Annotated in this window: 17 protein-coding genes; 2 read left to right on the forward strand and 15 right to left on the reverse strand. The window is 38.9% G+C overall.

All coding sequences use genetic code 11. The features are described 5' to 3' along the window. Positions 1–39: 39 nt before the first annotated feature. Positions 40–297, reverse strand: coding sequence for a hypothetical protein (locus NSQ94_RS18585; protein ID WP_261308803.1), 258 nt, complete (start codon positions 295–297; stop codon positions 40–42). Between the two features lie 84 nt (positions 298–381). Beyond that, entirely contained in the window at positions 382–828 is a 447-nt protein-coding gene (locus NSQ94_RS18590) for an alpha/beta hydrolase (RefSeq protein WP_339229807.1), read from the reverse strand. Between the two features lie 544 nt (positions 829–1,372). Between NSQ94_RS18590 and NSQ94_RS18595 the strand changes: the two genes are divergently transcribed. Then, positions 1,373–1,900, forward strand: coding sequence for a YceI family protein (locus NSQ94_RS18595; protein ID WP_066251402.1), 528 nt, complete (start codon positions 1,373–1,375; stop codon positions 1,898–1,900). Between the two features lie 188 nt (positions 1,901–2,088). Beyond that, a complete protein-coding gene (locus NSQ94_RS18600) occupies positions 2,089–3,201 on the forward strand; it encodes a cobalamin-independent methionine synthase II family protein (protein WP_066251405.1) in 1,113 nt (370 codons plus the stop codon). Between the two features lie 599 nt (positions 3,202–3,800). On the opposite strand, the gene NSQ94_RS18605 is transcribed toward NSQ94_RS18600, so the two are convergent. The 13 genes from NSQ94_RS18605 to NSQ94_RS18665 all read right to left on the reverse strand — a co-directional run bounded on the left by NSQ94_RS18605 (position 3,801) and on the right by NSQ94_RS18665 (position 17,948). Beyond that, positions 3,801–4,493, reverse strand: coding sequence for an ABC transporter ATP-binding protein (locus NSQ94_RS18605; protein WP_066251407.1), 693 nt, complete (start codon positions 4,491–4,493; stop codon positions 3,801–3,803). Then, positions 4,486–5,259: an ABC transporter ATP-binding protein gene (locus NSQ94_RS18610; protein ID WP_066251410.1), complete on the reverse strand. Its 774-nt coding sequence runs from the start codon at positions 5,257–5,259 to the stop codon at positions 4,486–4,488. The genes NSQ94_RS18605 and NSQ94_RS18610 overlap by 8 nt, the downstream gene beginning before the upstream one ends. Before the next feature lie 10 nt (positions 5,260–5,269). Beyond that, entirely contained in the window at positions 5,270–6,268 is a 999-nt protein-coding gene (locus NSQ94_RS18615) for a branched-chain amino acid ABC transporter permease (RefSeq protein WP_066251411.1), read from the reverse strand. Next, positions 6,265–7,137 (reverse strand): branched-chain amino acid ABC transporter permease, encoded by an 873-nt coding sequence (locus tag NSQ94_RS18620; RefSeq protein WP_066251413.1) that lies wholly within the window; start codon positions 7,135–7,137, stop codon positions 6,265–6,267. Before NSQ94_RS18620 ends, NSQ94_RS18615 begins: the two co-directional genes overlap by 4 nt. Before the next feature lie 21 nt (positions 7,138–7,158). Beyond that, positions 7,159–8,367, reverse strand: coding sequence for an ABC transporter substrate-binding protein (locus tag NSQ94_RS18625; protein ID WP_063389097.1), 1,209 nt, complete (start codon positions 8,365–8,367; stop codon positions 7,159–7,161). A 498-nt stretch (positions 8,368–8,865) separates the two neighbouring features. Then, on the reverse strand, positions 8,866–9,837 hold the full coding sequence (locus tag NSQ94_RS18630) for a sugar phosphate isomerase/epimerase (protein WP_066251416.1): 972 nt from the start codon (positions 9,835–9,837) through the stop codon (positions 8,866–8,868). Beyond that, positions 9,834–10,997 (reverse strand): Gfo/Idh/MocA family oxidoreductase, encoded by a 1,164-nt coding sequence (locus NSQ94_RS18635; protein ID WP_066251420.1) that lies wholly within the window; start codon positions 10,995–10,997, stop codon positions 9,834–9,836. Before NSQ94_RS18635 ends, NSQ94_RS18630 begins: the two co-directional genes overlap by 4 nt. Positions 10,998–11,024: 27 nt before the next feature. Next, the gene (locus tag NSQ94_RS18640) at positions 11,025–11,957 is read right to left on the reverse strand and encodes an ABC transporter permease (RefSeq protein ID WP_066251520.1); all 933 of its coding nucleotides are present in this window, start codon (positions 11,955–11,957) and stop codon (positions 11,025–11,027) included. 52 nt (positions 11,958–12,009) lie between these two features. Beyond that, a complete protein-coding gene (locus NSQ94_RS18645) occupies positions 12,010–13,509 on the reverse strand; it encodes a sugar ABC transporter ATP-binding protein (RefSeq protein WP_327859079.1) in 1,500 nt (499 codons plus the stop codon). Between the two features lie 62 nt (positions 13,510–13,571). Then, positions 13,572–14,735 (reverse strand): Gfo/Idh/MocA family oxidoreductase, encoded by a 1,164-nt coding sequence (locus NSQ94_RS18650; protein ID WP_063389101.1) that lies wholly within the window; start codon positions 14,733–14,735, stop codon positions 13,572–13,574. 38 nt (positions 14,736–14,773) lie between these two features. Further along, a complete protein-coding gene (locus NSQ94_RS18655; RefSeq protein WP_327859078.1) occupies positions 14,774–15,949 on the reverse strand; it encodes a substrate-binding domain-containing protein in 1,176 nt (391 codons plus the stop codon). A gap of 24 nt (positions 15,950–15,973) precedes the next feature. Continuing rightward, entirely contained in the window at positions 15,974–16,855 is an 882-nt protein-coding gene (locus NSQ94_RS18660) for a sugar phosphate isomerase/epimerase family protein (protein ID WP_242009308.1), read from the reverse strand. Positions 16,856–16,931: 76 nt separating this feature from the next. Beyond that, positions 16,932–17,948 (reverse strand): LacI family DNA-binding transcriptional regulator, encoded by a 1,017-nt coding sequence (locus tag NSQ94_RS18665; RefSeq protein ID WP_066251427.1) that lies wholly within the window; start codon positions 17,946–17,948, stop codon positions 16,932–16,934. Positions 17,949–18,574 lie beyond the last annotated feature (626 nt).

Consider the following 18,574-nt stretch of genomic DNA (forward strand, 5'->3'; position numbering starts at 1 on the left):
AAAGAACCCCCCAAGGAGGTCCTTTATCTAGCTGCTTCCTCAATGAACACCACCTGCAAATGTTTTCGTGAAATCATTTACGTGTGCACTCATTTCTTTATAACGAGTCCAATGAAGATAATGATTTCCTTCTAAAGTAACTATTTTACTTGAAAAACTGCGGCTTAATTTCGTTTGATAAAACGTTACATTGGATTTCCCATCTTCGTTCACTCGATCTTCTTTCGAAGTAAAAATCAAGACAAAGGATACAACAAGAAGCAAATGAAATAAAAAATATATTGAGCAAACAGTCAATTTAACTTTCCCGCCTGATATGCCTGGTCATTGTTAAATTCTCTTCGGAATAAGTACCTTTTTCAGCTACTAGGAAGGAAATCATCAGGAATGATATATAATGCCAATCGTGCAATTCCAATTGGTGAAAACATACTTTATATATTCGGACATTGTTGGAGCTGACTCGCCGAAATACTCTAAAACCTGCGGCAAGGTGAAATCAATCCCTATAACTGCTTTCACTTCATCTGGGTATGCATTAGCATAATACATGCTGTATATGCCAGAAATAGAGTGCGGCATCAATATGTAATGACCTTCTATATTTGATTTTAAAGCGGTTCTAATTCCCTCCACTATATTTTCCACTGTTCGTTCCTTATTCGTTACGTTGCTCCAACCATATCCAAAGCTCTCTACTACGACCACTTTATGATTCTTTGCCAATTCATTTACTAAGGGGTCGAAATCTAACACGGGAGCTGCTGTGCCTAAACCGCTTAATAACACAATCGTGTTTTCTCCATCACCTTTTGTATAAACGTGCATATTCTTTCCATCTACTTCAACTAATTGTCCTAATGGTGGATATTTTGCTTATACACTGTCATGATGTGATGGAAAACGCCTCAAATCAGAGCCGCTGTAATCATAAACAAAAAAATATTTTTTGGAATTATCCAAAATCAAGATTTCTTTTTACTGTTCATTCTTTCACTTCTCTCTATAAAACATTCTATTGATCGGCTATGCCAACGCCATTCGAACCATCTCTCCCGCCCTGATTCCTTTGCAATAAGCCAATTGCTTGCAGAGGTTAAACAAAAATAAAAAACGCGAATTTTCTAAAGGGTGCTTTTCGTCAATAAGGAAGCAGAGCCTTTTTCTTAATAATGACGAAATGTTTGCTCTTTTCGTTTCAAAAAAATCCCCTCTAAGTATATGGGCCTTGTCCACTGTCTACTTAAAGAATATCTTATCAAAATTGGTTCTTTTTTCTTTTACCTTGTCAAAAAATATTTATATAAAAATATTTGAATTCGAGATATTTTTCGGTTATGATAATATCAAAACAAAAGGAGGAAAATAAAAAATGGCAAATTTTCAATTAGATAAGGTGCACAGCTCTATTTCTTTCCAAGTAAAACACTTAATGGTTTCCAAAGCAAAGGGAGAATTCACTCAATTTGATGTAGAAGTTGACGGCGATGTTGATCAGCTCGAATCTGCAAAAGTAAAAGTAACAATTCAAGCTTCTTCTATTGACACAAAAAATGAAGACAGAGACAACCATCTTCGTTCCGGGGATTTTTTTGATGTCGAAAACTATCCGGTCATCACGTTTGTCAGCGAATCTATTAAAAAGGTTTCCGACGATGACTATGAAGTAACAGGAAAATTGACAATTAGAAATGTTACTAGAACCGAAACATTCAAAGTAGAATTCAACGGTCAATCGAAAAACCCGTTGGACGGAAGCATTGTCGCAGGATTTGATGTAGAAGGAAAAATCAATCGGGAAGATTATGGTTTAACATGGAACGCTGCTCTTGAAACAGGAGGATTCCTCATCGGCAAAGATGTAAAATTATTCGGCAGCTTCGAATTTGTCATTAGCTAATCTTTCGCAGGCAAGTGATTTGCCCTTTGCCGCACATGGCGGCTGAGGGCTTTTATTTTAAGAAAATGTAGCAAAAAATGTCATTCATACCTCTCTAATGAAAAATCCCCCTGCTTATAAAGTTTACTTTTCTTTTATTTTTTGTTATTATTCATAATATTTCAACCGGAGAAGGAGGAAAACAGCATATGTCCCATCAATCATTGCAACGCCACTTGCCGCCTTACCGAGCAGATCATGTAGGCAGTCTGTTAAGAACAGACCGAATTAAACAAGCCCGATTGAAAAAAGCAAATGGGGAAATAACAGCTGAGCAATTAAGAGAGGTGGAAAACGAAGAAATCACACGCATCGTCAAAAAACAAAAGGAAATTGGCCTCAAAGCGGTGACAGACGGCGAATTCCGAAGAGCTTGGTGGCACTTTGACTTCCTTGAAAATTTAGTAGGTGTTGAAGGATACGACACAGAGACCGGAATCCAATTCCATCAAAAACAAACAAAATCTCATTCTATTAAAGTTGTTGACAAACTAGATTTCAATGGCCATCCGATGCTTGAAGATTTCAAGTTTCTAAACAGCATCGCTTCCGGCCATACAGCCAAAATGACTATCCCGAGCCCGAGCATGCTTCATTTCAGAGGGACGATTGAAAAAAGCGCTTATGAAGATCAAGACGAGTTTTTCCACGATTTAGCCCAAACGTATAAAAAAGCAATTCAAGCATTTTACGATGCCGGATGCCGTTATTTGCAGCTGGATGATACATCATGGGCATATCTTTGTTCAGAAGAGCAAAAGGAGCAAATGCGGGCCCGCGGCTTAAATCCGGATACGTTAGGACAATTGTATGCGAAAACAATTAATGAAGCTGTTGCCAATCGTCCTGATGATATGAGAATTACGATGCACATATGCCGAGGCAATTTCCGTTCCACTTGGATTTCATCCGGCGGCTATGAGCCAGTGGCGGAAATATTGTTTGAAGGCGTAAATGTGGACGGCTTCTTTTTGGAATACGACAGCGAAAGAGCCGGCGGCTTTGAACCCCTTCGCTTCGTAAACCGGTCAAATTTATCCATCGTTCTCGGCTTGATCACGTCAAAATTTGGAGAATTAGAAAATAAGGATGAAATTAAATGGCGCATTGATGAAGCATCCCGATTTGTTGATCTCAATCAGCTTTGCTTAAGCCCTCAGTGCGGTTTTGCATCAACTGAGGAAGGAAACCTGCTCACAGAGGACGAGCAATGGGCAAAACTTCGCCATGTCGTAGAAATTGCCGAAGAGGTTTGGAAATAATCGTTTACTAAAGAAATACTTACATAAGTGTGTAATGTTAAGAGCCTGTCGAACGTGAATTTCGTGCAATGAACTATCGATTAAGCGAGGCTTGCGGACAGAATGTGGCGGAATTTCGATAAAGGGCAGCAGCTTGCTTTACCTATATTGATTGGTTTCATCGTTCATTCCGAAGCAATTGCAGCATGTAAGAGTTCCAAATTGAACCTTTTTCTGCTTTGCGAAAGCTCTATTCGGGTTATGCATCAAGAATCAATATTTCTAGAAATGATACCCGTAAATTGCAGCAGCTCTGTTTTTCTTTTGGAAAATTTGATTGCAAATCGCCGACAATTTATTTTTGCAAAATAAGGTGCTGCCCGCTCATCAGTTTATTTAGGAAAATCACCGTAATGACCTGTTTCTTCCGTTCTATTATTCTGGAAAATATGTAAAAAAGGGGGGCTAATAAGTCGATTTTACGGCTTATTAGCCCCCATTAATGTTTTAGAAACGTTGATATATCGGTGTTTATGATTTTTTGTTTTCAATGGCGATTTGACTTTCTAAGAGCCCCTTTTTCTTTTTGACAGCATCATCATCAGATGTTTCTGAGCAATTTACGAACTTAACAGCAAATATTTATGCTTTACAGCAGAGCTTAATTCGTCGGGAGAGCCTTCAAACACGATCGAGCCTTTGTTTAAAATATATATGCGGTCTGCAAGCTCAAGCGCCATCGATAAATTTTGTTCAACTAAAAGCATTGTAAGACCTTGCTTCTTTAATTCACGAATAATCCGTTTCACTTCCTGAACCATCAATGGGGACAATCCTTCTGACGGCTCGTCAAGCAGCAGTAATTTAGGATTCGTTAGCAAAGCGCGTCCAATTGAGAGCATTTGCTGCTCTCCCCCGCTCAAAGCCCCTCCCATCGATGCTTCTCTTTCTTTCAGCCTTGGAAACGTGTCATAAATTTGTTCTAATGTCCAGCCATTTTCGGCAGGCCTATAAGTGGTCATTAAATTCTCCTTTACAGTCAAATTCGGAAATATTCTTCTCCCTTGCGGAACAAGAGCAACGCCTAATTTCGAAACCTGGAAGCTCGTCTTTGATTGAATTTCCTGTTCTTCAAACACAATTTTTCCTTTTTTTGATTGAATGATTCCCATGATAGAATGAATCGTTGTTGTTTTCCCCATTCCGTTTCTTCCCAGCAGGACGGTTACCTTGCCTTGTTCAACCGTTAACGAAACATTATGGAGGACGTGGCTGTCGCCGTAAAATGTATTTAAATCTGAAACTTTAAGCATGTGCTGCCGCTTCCTCCTTTCCAATATATATTTCGTTCACCCTCCTGTCGTTTCTCACTTCATTTGGATCGCCGTCAATGAGAATTCCTCCGTCATATAAAACGACCATTCTATCCGCCAGTCCAAATACGACCTCCAAATCATGCTCAATAATTAAAACGGTCAAGTCCTTCGGCAAATTGTGCAGCAAATCGACAATATAATCCGTTTCCGCCTGCGACATGCCGGCAGTCGGCTCATCTAATAATAAAACTTGCGGATTGATCGCAATGCCAAGCAAAATTTCGATTTGCCGCTGTTCGCCGTATGACAGCTTTTTCACTATTTCATTTGCGCGCTTTTCCAATCCCCAAGTTTTGATCAATTGGTTTGCTTCCTCGAAAAGCTTCGGGTATTTTTTTTCGTTTCTCTTTTTAAACCACACGTTTTGCAAATGATGTTTCCGCTGTAAAACTAATAATAAATTGTCAAGCACCGTCAGTTCGTTCAACAAATTGTTTCGTTGAAAGGTGCGGACGATTCCGGCGTTTGTCCGTTTAAAGTTGGCAACATTCGTTATATTTTCTCCTTTATAATAAATAGACCCGCTGCTCGGCTTCAGGTCGCCGGTTAACATGTTGAAAAAGGTCGTTTTCCCGGCTCCATTCGGACCGATAATGCCTATCCGCTCACCTTTTTTCACTTCCAATGAAACATCCTTAAGAATTTCAAGACCGCCAAAATGCATGCCGACGCGATCAATCTTCAAGATTACAGGATTCTCCATGCCCCATCCCTCAATTCTTCACATCATTGTTATACAACGCATTGGATTTTTTTCCGGAAATAGCTGACAGCTTGTTGGATTTTGAAAATGACTGAAAGAGCAATTTTCCAAGCCCGACAATTCCTTTTGGGAAAAATACGACAAACAAGATAAAGATAATCCCGATAATCATCATCCACATGGTCGTATAAGAGCTGACAATCGTTTCTAAAATGACGATAAAAGCTGCTCCCAAAACGGGTCCGATCATTGTTCCGGAACCGCCGATAAGAACCATAATTAAAACAGAGCCAGACATCGTCCAATATACATCGCTAGGTGAAATGAAGCTGTTAAAGCTTGTATATAACGATCCTGCTACTCCGCCGAGCCCGCCGGCTATAACAAATGCGGCAAGCTTATATAGTGTTGTATGATAGCCCATCGATTTCAATCTTGTTTCGTTTTCGCGAATCCCTATTAATACTTGCCCAAAAGGGGAGTGTACGATGAGGCTTAAACCGCCATAGATCAATATAAACAAAAGCAATATCAAATAATAAAAGTAAACCGGGTTTGAAAAATCAAGTGATCCAATTAAAGGGCTTGGAATGCCTGATAATCCGTTTGAACCGCCCGTGATAGTCGTTGACTGGTGGACAAATGAATAAATCATTTGCGAAAAAGCCAATGTTAACATAAGAAAATAAAAGCCGCTCACCTTTACGCAAAAAATTCCGATGATGGCGGATGCAATGATTGCAGCCGCAAGCGAGGCGAAAAGAGTAAGGAAAAAGTTTGGAGATATCTCCCTTGCAAGAATGGCGGACATATAAGCTCCGACTCCAAAAAACGCCGCGTGGCCAAGCGAAACCAGCCCGGTATATCCGACCAAAATATTTAAACTAAGAGCGAAAATAGCTAAAATTAAAATTTCAGTTACCAAATTTAAATAAAACAAAGAAAAGATAAAGGGGGAAAAGATGAGCAACATAACTGCGGCAATAAGAGCGAAACCTTTTTTGTTCAATGCTTAACCACCTGCTTTCCGAGCAATCCGTTCGGTTTGACGATTAAGACGACCGCCATTAATCCGAAAACAACGAACAAGCTTAACTCAGGAACTAAAAATCGGCAAAAAGTCTCAACAATCCCAATCGTTAAGCTGGCCACAAACGTTCCAGCGATCGACCCTAAGCCCCCTATAACGAGAACAACTAATGCCAAAATAAGCGTTTGGAATTCCATGCTTGGATAAAGCCCGAGGATCGGCGCAGCAATGACTCCGCCAAAACCTGCTAAATATCCCCCTATGAAAAACACGACGGTAAAAACTAGTTGAATATTTACACCTAAAGCACATATCATCTCTTTATCGCTCAGTCCAGCGCGAATGATCGCCCCCCAGCGCGTTTTTTCTTGAATGAACCACAACAGCCCCGCTAAAATTAAACCTATTGCAATTACAGCTAAACGATAGACAGGAAAGGCTTGATTAAATAAGGTTACCGTACCTGATAAACTTTGAGGCAAAGGGATCGATAAAACATCCGATCCCCATATCGCCGCTGTCATATCATGAATGACATACGCAAGCCCAAATGTTAACAATACTTGTGACAGGTGCCCTAGCTGATAAGTCGGCCGCAATAAGATCATTTCAATAATGAGAGAGCAAACAGCTACTGCTAAAGGTGCAATGATTAAGGCAAGCCAAAAATTTTGTCCAGAATGGACGGTAATCGAATATGAGACATAAGCTCCTATCATATACAACGATCCATGCGCCAAGTTCAATACTCCTAAAATGCCAAAGACGAGCGACAATCCGCATGTAATGACGAAGAGCAAAAGCCCGTATGAAATGCTGTTTACTAGCTGCGCCCCGATAATATCCATGATTATCACCTCTTTTTTTATCTATTTTCCTGGATCTCTCACCTCTTCAATAATTTCGATCACTTCGTTTTCCGTCTGTCCATTCACAAGCTTGGTTTCAATGATATACATGTTTTGAATAACGTGGTGGGTCTCCTTGTCAAACTTAATCGGGCCTCTCGGGCTTATGAATTCAACATTAGAAATCGCTTCTACCACTTTATCTGGATCTGAGGCGTCGCCGTCAAGCGTTGTCAGCGCTTCTGCGATAATTTTGGCAGCATCATAACCTTCCAATGCTTCAATGGTCGGGCGTTCATTATATTTCTTTTCAAAAGCCTCTTTAAACTGTCTATTTTCTTCTGTTTTTATACTATAATCCCAGAAAATAGAGGAAATTGTTCCAACTCCTGCGTTTCCTTGTGATTTCCGCACGTCCTCTGAAACAAGCCAGCCGGAACCAATTAATTTCTTATCTTCTTTTAACCCGAATTGATCGTATTGCTGAACAAATCTCACCGCATCACTTCCTGCGAAAAATGCATATACTGCTTCAGCCTTTGCATTTTTAATCGTGGTCAAATAAGAGGAATAATCATTGTTTCCGAGAGGCGGGTAAACTTCACCGACAATTTTTCCTCCTGCGGCAGTATAAGCTTCTTTAAACGCTTCAGATACTTCCCGTCCAAACGCATAATCTGCTGCTGCAATGTACATTGTCTTTCCTACGTTATGAAACGCCCATTCTCCTAATGAATTGCCAATCTGCCACGAGGAAAAAGAAGAACGCCAAATATAGTCACTTCGTTTGCTTCTCGTTAAATCATTTCCTCCCGCATGCGAAACAAGGAACGGAATTTTTTTCTTATCCACTTCATCGCGAATGGCATAGGCTACCGCCGTGCTTACCGTTCCTGTTAAAATGTCCACTTTATCTTGATCAATCAATTTTCTCGCTTTCCTTAATGCTACTTGCGGATCAGCTTCACTGTCTTCTTTAATAATTTCGATTTTTTTGGAGCCAATTTTCCAATCAATGCTGTCAAAATACAGCTCCATACCTTTGTGCAAATGCTTTCCAAGTGAAGCATAAACCCCCGAATCTGGAAGCAGCACACCAATTTTTATTGTTCCTCCGCTTTTGCTCCCGCCTTCTTCTTTTTTCGATGTTGACTGAATCGCGCTGTTGCCACAAGCCGATAAAACGGCTAAGAAAACAACTAGCATAATCAAAAATAACTTCTTTTTCATCAAAATCCCCCCGTACTTGTCAAGTAAAACGCTTTCAAAATTCGCCTCCCCTTTTTTTAAAACGCTTTCATTTTCCTGGGTATCTTTTCTCCTCCCTTTTCCTCCGGAACTAATATTTCAAATATTATAATATATCTGAATTTTTAAAATTTCAATATTTTTTATTCATTTCGTCAAAAAAACATATAGTTAATGAAATCTATGATCGTCGCAGAAAACGCTGGAAATTCTTGTTTTTCTCATCATTCAATCTTCATTTTTTCTTTAATAACGAAAATTTTATTATTTATTTTTTTTACACTCGTCATACAAACAAATGGCTTAATGAATAAATTTTATTCGTAATTGTTTAAGAAAGACAGATGATTATCCTAAGCTTTTATTTGCAGAGGACTTTCCGCAAAAAAATTCGCATTAAAAGTGATGCCCATCGTAACCCAAATAAAAAAACCTAGGGACTCTTAAAATTCCCTAGGGATTGCCTTTACAATGTGACTGTTATGCCCACCACATTTCAGCAACTTCTTCTTTAAAAAGAATTTGCTTTAATAAGCTTACTGCCTTTCCTAATCCTTCATCAATGGATGCCAGCATATCCTCATGTTCAATTGAAAGAACATAATCATATCCGGCAGCACGCAAGGCACTTACAATATCCTTCCACACTTTTTCACCTTGGCCATAGCCAACCGACCGAAATGTCCATGATCGGTCCAAAATTTTACTGTAATGCTTTGTATCTAAAACGCCATTCACTTGTATATTTGCTTGATCCAAATAAGTATCTTTAGCGTGTACATGAAATATGGCATTTTCACGTCCTAATTTTTTTATTGCTTCAACAGGATCAATGCCTTGCCAAATGAGATGGCTTGGATCAAAATTCGCTCCAATACTTGGCCCTACATTTTCTCTTAACTTTAATAAAGTTTCAGGATTGTAAACAATAAAACCTGGGTGCATTTCAAAAGCAATTTTATTTACACCATGCAATTTGGCAAATTTTGCTTCCTCCCGCCAATACGGTATTGTCACTTCATTCCATTGCCATTCCAGTAATTCCATATATTCCGGAGGCCAGGAACAAGTAACCCAATTAGGGTATTTCGCATTTGGATGATCGCCTGGACATCCGGAAAACCCATTCACAACTGATACTTCCAAACGTTCTGCTAACAGCACTGTTTTTCTCCATACATCATGGGATTCAGCCGCAAACTTCTTGTCCGGGTGAAGCGGGTTGCCATGAAAGCTTAGACCGCTTATCGTCAGCCCTCTGCTTTCGATGGCCCGCTGAAATTCTTTTAGTTTCATGCTGTTTTCAAGCAATTCATCCGGATTGCAATGTTTATTGCCCGGATAATTGCCAGTCCCCAATTCTATCGCCTCTATCCCCATTTCTCGCACTTTATCAAGCATTTCCTCGAACGGCAGGTCTTGGTAAAGTACGGTAAAAACACCTAATTTCATTTCAATACCTCCCCTGTCTCAACCTTGACCCATCTTTTCTCTTCGTGGCTTTTTAATATAGCCTCAATCAGCTTCATAATGTAGTGTCCGTCTTCAAAAGTGGCAAAGGAAGAAGAGGCTGGATTTGGATGCGCTTTTACTGCTTTATAAAAATCAATGAATAAGTTTTTTAAACCATCTGGCCATCCTTCTGGATGACCGCCAGGGTAATGCGCCAGCGAAGAAGAAAAGTCAGACAGCAAGGAAGGATCCCGTACTAGCTCCATATTCGCCTGATCACGGCGTCCAATCCATATTTTGTTTGGCTCTTCCTGATTCCAATAAATAGTATTCTTTTGCGCGGCAATTTCAAACGTAAAGAAATTTTTCCTTCCAGCACTTACTTGCGAAACGGTGAATACCCCATGTGCTCCATTTTCAAAATGAACCAGCACACTGCCGCAATCTTCGCTATTAATCTCTATTTCTTCGAAAGAATCTTGACCTCCACTTTTAAAGGTTTCGATTTCTCCAACCGGTCTTTTCCTTACAGGATAAACCGTTTTTAAATCAGCAAATACCTCGACAATCTTTTGATTGAGAACATATTGAATAGTATCACACCAATGGGAACCGATGTCAGCAATCGCACGTGATCTGCCGTTTTTTTCCTCATTTAAACGCCAGTTGTAATCAGTATCATACAGGAGCCAATCTTGAAGATACGTTCCATACACTAAATGTGCCGGACCGTATTCATCGCTGGCCATCAGCTCTTTCACTTGGGCAACTAGCGGATAATGACGGTAGTTGAAGCATACTCCTGCGACGACCTTTTTTGTTTCGGCTAACCTTACTAATTCACTCGATTCTTCACTCGTCATTGCTAACGGCTTTTCTGACAGCAAATGCTTGCCGGCAGCTAAAACTTTTTTATTGATATAATAATGCAAATAATTAGGAGTACAATTATGAACGACATCTATTTCTTGATCATTTATTAAATCATCTTCATTTCCATAATACCTTGGGATCCCAAATTGTTCGGCTGCTTTTTTTGCCTTCTCTAATGTTCTGGCACTAATTGCAGCCACTTCAACACCATTTAATCTTCTCAGTGCTTCTATGTGCGACTTGGCAGAAAACCCTGTCCCGATTACGCCTACTTTGATAACTGACATAAACAATGCCCCTTTTCTTTTGGATGATTATTTTTTTAACGTTTTCCTTCCGAACGCCACGGCCAAAATGATGATCAACCCTTTAATAATCATCTGCTGGCTTACATCAAGCCCCATGATGATTAATCCATTGTTTATTGTTCCAATCATGATAGAACCAAAAACGGTGCCGATAACGGTTCCGACTCCCCCGAATAGGCTTGTTCCGCCAAGAATTACAGCAGCAATAACGGATAGTTCGTCGCCTTCACCAAATGTAAACCTCCCGGAATGCATCCGGCCGGCATATAATAAGCCAGCAAATCCTGCCATTAAACCGGAAATTAGAAACACAATAAATTTAATTCGATTCGTTTTGATTCCTGTATATTTGGCAGCAATTTCATTTCCCCCGGTTGCTAATGTCTGCCTGCCAAACGCGGTTTTTTTCAATAAAATATGGCCGATAACTGTAATCACAACTGTCCAAATCAATAAAATAGGAATCGGTCCGATATCTCCTGAACCAAATAAATAATTAAACGTAGAATGGACAATCGGCACTGGTGCAGTATTTGTTATCCACATCGCCAAGCCTTTTACCGCTTCCATCATCCCAAGCGTAACTAAAAATGAGGGGATGGCGATCTTCGTAACTAGAAAACCGTTTACTAATCCAACTAACAAACCGGTTCCTAATCCAGCTGCCAGACCCCCGATCAAGCCGAAGCCAGCTTGCAGCGCTAATGCTGCTGTTAAAGAGGATAACGCCGTAATAGATCCGACAGAAAGATCAATTTCGCCCGTGCTGATTACAAAAGTCATCGCAACTCCCATAATCGAAATCATTGCCGTTTGGCGGGCGATGTTCAATAAATTTGATGTTGATAAAAAACCTTCGTCATATAACGTAACAGAAAAATAGATTAACACTCCAATAAAAGCTATATATACAATATAATTGCGCCAATCAAATGTCATTGATCGTTTCGAAGGACTTAGGTTATTTTGCAACTGATCTTGCTCATTAAATTTAATGTCCTTGGATAGCATGCTGGAGAACCTCCTCTGAATGAATTTCCTTTCTTTTTAGTTCTTTGACATTTCTTCCTTCATGTATTACTAGAATTCGATCACTTACGGCTAACAGCTCCTGCAGCTCAGAAGAAATGACGATGATTGATTTCCCGCTGTCAGCTAATTCACGAATAATATCTATGATTTCGGTTTTTGCGCCAATATCTACACCGATCGTAGGCTCATCTAAAATTAATATTTCAGGGTCATTAGCAAGCCATTTCGCTAATACAATTTTCTGCTGGTTGCCCCCAGACAACAGCTTTGCTGTTTTAAAAATATGATCTGTTTTAATATTTAGTCTTTTGACAAATTTTTCTGTTATCATATTAGCCTTGCGATGGTCGATGAAAATTCCTTTTTTTAATTTTGATAGAATCGGTAAAATCGTATTTTCTTTTACACTATAATCTAGAATTAACCCCTGCAGTCTCCGGTCCTCTGGAACAAGTGCTATGCCGGCATTTACAGCATCTGATGGACTTTTAATTGTATGCTTCTTGCCTTTTATATAAATTTCACCTTTATTTATTTGGTCAATGCCAAAAATGGCACGCGCTAATTCAGATCTTCCGCTCCCCATTAATCCAGCAATTCCTAAAATCTCTCCTGAGTAGAGCTGAAAGCTGATATCTTTTACTTTGGAGCCGGAAGTTAAATTTTTGACTTCTAAGACAGGAGTTCCCTCTGTCGAATAATATCTTTCTTTCCATTCAAACGATTTATCTAAATCATCCCCTACAATATGCTGAATGACAGTTTCCATATCGATTTGATCACATTGTTCAGTTGCAACTTTTTTTCCATCACGTAAAATGGTAATTTTATCGCATATTCTAAAAATCTCGTCCATACGGTGTGAGATATATATGATAGAAATACCTTTCTTTTTTAACTTATTGATGATTTTAAATAAAACATCTGTTTCCTTTTCCGTTAAGGACGATGTAGGTTCATCCATAATTAATATTTTTGCCTCATGCGACAAAGCTTTTGCTATTTCAGTCATTTGCCAGTATCCAACACCAAGGTCTCCGACGATATCTTTAGGGTTGATGTCAATTTCCATTTCCTTGAGTATTTCTTTTGCTTTGGCTATACTCTTTTTATCATTTATTATCCCGATTGAATTTTTTGGCTCACGGGCTAAAAAAATATTCTCAGCAACAGTCAGTGAAGGGATTAAGCTAAATTCTTGAAAAATCATGGAAATATAATTATTTTTCGCATCGTTCGCATCCTTAATCGTTACTTTGTTTCCTTCAATATATATTTCACCTTCGTCAGCATGATAGACGCCTGTTAATATTTTCATTAATGTTGATTTGCCGGCGCCATTTCCCCCCATCAATGCATGAACTTCACCTTTGTTTAAAGTAAAATCAACTGAATCTAAAACTTTGATGCCATTGAAATATTTTGAAATTCCTTTCATTGATAATAAAGGTTTGTCCATTTTGATCACCTTCTTTTAATTTGAGGCTACTCAATGCAAGAGTAGCCTCAATAGTTGTTCTTTCATTTCAAATTTACCCATATCCCTTTTTCAGCTGATTCTAAAATCGCATCACAAATTACGGCAATTTGATAGCCATCGTAGAAATTCGGCGAAACCTCAGTATCTTCTACAATGGATTTTATGAAATCATAAGTTTCGATAATTTTTGTTTCGCCATACCCTATTCCCAACGCTGGGATTGGCCATAATCCTTGACCGTACGGATGCTCAGGACCGGTGTAAATTGTTCTAAATCCTTTGCTGTCGCTTGGATCATCAGCAAAGCAAACTTGCAGCTCATCACGTCGTTCATAGTTGAAATATAATGACCCTTTTTCTCCATGGATTTCAAATGTCAAGAAATTGTTTCTTCCCCATGCATTACGTGTTGCTTCAATACTGCCGATGGCACCGTTTTCAAATTTTACTAACGTTGTAAATTCATCATCAACGTCAACCTGACCTTTAGGAGCCTCTGCCTCACCTTTGACTGTGCCGAGTTTATCAACTCCGCTCGTTTGAATCGGTCTTTCCGGCACCCATGTTTTTGTTACTGCCATGACATCTGTGATCTCCCCAACGAGATACCGCGCAAAATCAATTACATGTGTTCCAATATCTCCGAGTGCACCTGAACCTGCAACTTTTTTTTGGAATCTCCAGGACAAAGGTGATTGAGGATCTGCGGACCAATCCTGCAAATACGTTCCGCGAAAATTCAGTATTTTTCCAATTTTTCCTTCTTCAATATATTTTCTTGCTAAAGCTACGGCTGGCGTTCTTCTGTAGTTGAAAGCCACCATATGTTTAACTCCTGCTTCTCTTACAGCATCCAGCATCCTTTTTGCTTCTTCAGCATTTCTAGCCAACGGTTTTTCGCTTATTATATGTTTGCCGGCCTTTGCCGCTGCAATGGCAATTTCAGCATGAGTATCATTAGGTGTTACAATATCAACAATATCTATATCAGGATCTTCTATAACCTCTCTCCAGTTAGAAGAATAGCTTTCAAAACCAAAACGCTGAGCTGCCTCTTTTGCTAATTCATCCGTAACATCGACAACCGTTTTGCGATGGGGGATTCCAGGAGCAGGCCAGAAAAACATGGGCATACCTGCATATGAAAGCGAATGGGCTTTCCCCATAAATCCAGCGCCGATCATTGCTATGTTAAACTTTTTCATAACCTTACCTCCCATTGAGTTTAAAAAATGAATAATGATTATTTTGCTGCACTCTGAATAGAATCTGGTGCCTCTTTATGGTAAACAAGCTTCCATGCTTCAAGAACATTTTCTTTTGTGACTTTATAAGCTGGAACTGCCACATACGGAGGGGTTTCTTTGCCTAACAATGCATATCCAGCTAAAATAGCTTCTGAAATTCCTTGGTCATACGGAAGCTGCGCTCCTAATCCTTTTACAATACCGTCAGAAGCAATTTCCAAAGCTACATTTGTTCCTAGATCAATGGTCGTAATAACTAAATCGTCACGCCCGGCTGTCCGTGCTGCTGCGAGTGCACCTTCAGCAGGTACATCCCAAACGACAAACAAGCCGTCTAAATCAGGATTTTTCGTTAAAATACCCGAAGCCACTTTTTCACCATCGTTTGGATCTGTTATTCCGCCTCGTGCAACAATCTCAATATCAGGATATTTTTCTTGAATTGTTTTTTCGAAAGCTTCTGTACGCTGTTTCGTCACAAAGAAATCAGCATCGTGAAAGATAACTCCAATTTTCCCTTTACCGCCCAGTTTTTCAGCCATAATTTCAGCTGCTGCAACTCCATTTCCGTAGTTATCTGCTGAAACAACACTCACATAATCTTTTCCATGTTCTAGCCCTTGAGGTGCATTATCCATGAAAACTAATTTTACGCCTGATTCAGCAGCTTTTTTATAAGCCTCAGCGGTAGATACCGGGTCTACTGGAATACTGACAATAATATCCGGATTTTTAGCAAGCACTGTTTCAATATCCGAAACTTGTTTTTCAGATTTAAAGTCTGCATCCGTTACAGCCACTACTTCTATTCCCATTCTTTCAAACGTTGCTTTTAACCCGTCAATTTGGGCGGTTGACCAGTCGTTCCCTGCATAATGCATGACAATCGCCGCTTTATAGTTTCCTTGTTTTATTTTTGCTATTTCCTCTTCGGTCAGCTCCAATGTTTTGGCGGAAACTGCTGTTTCCCCGTGCGGGCCTTTACTTAAAATTAACTGATTATCTGAAATTTCCTTATTAATCGTGATAGGTCCTGATGCAGGAGCTTCAGATGATGATTTGTTTTGATCAGAAGAGCTATTTTCATTGTTTGATTTGTTTTGATTACAACCGACGAGAATAAGGCTGCTAATTATTGCAAATATGGAAAATATCGCGAAAATTTTTCTCATAAGCCATCCCCTTTTCATAAAATGTTACAAACCAATATTTTTTAAATAATTTCTGCTGATTTCTGCACCTTGTTTTGGATCCGAATAGCTGTCTAATTCTATCGTGATCCAGCCGTCATAATTAGATTCTTGCAATACTCTCGTCATCTCTTCAAAATTTTGGTGTCCTTTTCCTAATGGCAAAAATTGACCATTATCATAATCTTTAAAGTGGACATATTTGATTCTAGATGAGTATTTTTTGATAATTTCGATTGGATCGCCTCCGCCTGCCTCAAGATGCGCCGTATCAGGACATAGATTAATAGTTGTTAAAGGCATCAGCTTATCTAATTGAGCAGGTGATTCTACGATCGTACCCAGGTGAGGATGATAACTTGGGATTAAATCGTACTTTTGGGCAATCTCCACAACTTTATTTAATGCATTTGCCAAATGAATGTAATCGTTTTCTAAAATCCCGTTTGAACGTACAGCTCCCCCGCCGACAACTAGATGATTGGCGCCTAATTCGGAAGCAAATGCTGCAACCTTTTCAATTTTCAACATTTCTTCTTCCAAAATATCTGGAAAAATAAAATTTCCGCCTGTATACACCGCCACAAAATCTAAAGAGTACTCGTTCATTAATGCTTGAAAATCTTTTTTTCTATCTACATATTGCATCAAATTTCCGTCAAAAATTTCAAAACCTTTATAACCGGAAGCAGCTATATCTTTTAATGCTTCTTCTGTTGATCCATTTGCCAAATAGTAAAGATCTTTAATTGACGTAACCCCTGCCGGATGGCCAACAACACCGCCCCAAGTATTGGTCTGGTAGCCTAGCTTCATTTTTACCCCTCCTAATTCTTTTACATGTTCATCAGTTGCTTTTTTACCCCATTCGTATTGAAAAGCTGCCATCACCTCCCATAAAATGAAATCGATTACATTAAAATGAAAAAAATCAGGAAAATAAGGCGTATATTTTTGTAATCCATTACATTTTAATCATATCTTTCTTCTTCTCTTTGCATGTCTCGCGAATAACCAGTTGATCTTCTAATATATATTGGCTTTTTTCCAGCTTATCTTTCTGAATAAGTTTTATTAATAATTCCATCGCTTTCTGACCTATCTCAAACATAGGCTGTGAAACAGTTGTTAGCGCAGGTTCAAAAATAGATGCGAATTTAATATCGTCAAAACCAACTATTGAGATATCATCTGGAACTTTCAATCCTTTTGCTTTGATCGCTTTTATCGCTCCAATGGCCATTTCGTCGCTTGACGCAAAAACAGCAGTTGGCGGTTCAGTAAGCGCAAGCAGTTTTGTCATTAAATTAAAACCGCTCTCAAATGAAAAATCTCCCTCTTGAATTAAATTCGGTTCAATCGCAATATCATGCTGCATCATTCCTTGCTTGAAGCCCTTTAAGCGGTCTCTGCTCAATATTACGTCCATTGGGCCTGATAAAAATCCTATTCGTTTATGGCCCAAGCTGATCAAATATTCCGTAGCTTTTCTGGCACTGCTAATATTATCAATAGAAACAGTTGGAATATCCGATCCCTCCAAATATTCACATGCGAGCACCACTGGGAATTCATGAGAAATCTCCTCTAATAAATGAGATTCAAGTCTTGCGGTCAACAAAATCATTCCATCTGCTTTTTTCTGGCGCAATATATCTAAATAGCCTTTTTCACGCTCTAAACTATTCCCGGTGTCGCCGAGAAGGACCTCGTAATCGTTTTCAATCGCTACTTGCTCTATCCCTCTCAATATTTTTGAGAAAAATGTATTTGTTATATCAGGCACTACAACAAGAACCGTTTTTGTTTCTAAGCGTCTCAGCTGTCGAGCCAATAAATTTGGTTGATAATTCAGCTTTTTGATTGCTTCCAATACTTTTTCAGCCGTTTCTTTTTTGACGTTCCCAGAATTGCTTAAAACTCTGGAAACAGTAGCTGTGGACACATTTGCCATTTTTGCAACATCGCTAATTCTAACCATACCCAGATCTCCATTTCCTAGATAAAAATCCTTTGGCTGTATTATTTTTTATGCTAGATTTGTAATCTAGTGTAATCGATTACAAAATAAAAAGCAATACTTTTTCTACTTTTTTAAAAATTAATTGTTTGTAAAACTTTATTAGCGTTAAAAGGGAAAAAAGGTTTTTAGAATAAAAAACAAATTGTTATATATTCCGAGGCGGCATTTTAAATGATTGACAAAGTCAATTCTTCAAACTACGCAACACATTGTATCCGATGGCAAATATCCAATCACAGCAATAACTGAACCATTGGGTGCCAATAGAAAAAAACCGGGTTTCTGGTCATAACAGGTAATCCAATATTATTCATCCAGACAGTTTAGCAGTCTTTTTTTCAGCAAAATGCAGATGTAAAGTGTAAAATATACTGCCAATTGCAAGAGACATCCAGCATACATGCACGTGTACAGTAATGAAATATTGAAAAACAAAACTCGAACAACTCTCCGATCAAAAATTAGAATTTTTTATTTATGAATGCCTATTGGATCTTACTATGAAATAATTTGAAATCGACATCGCCTTAATCTGCGATTAAAGCCCCAAATTTATCATTCAATTACCGCTCATTTAACTTCAT

Origin of the sequence: Aeribacillus sp. FSL K6-2833, assembly GCF_037965815.1 — a bacterium.
GTDB lineage: Bacteria > Bacillota > Bacilli > Bacillales > Aeribacillaceae > Aeribacillus > Aeribacillus composti.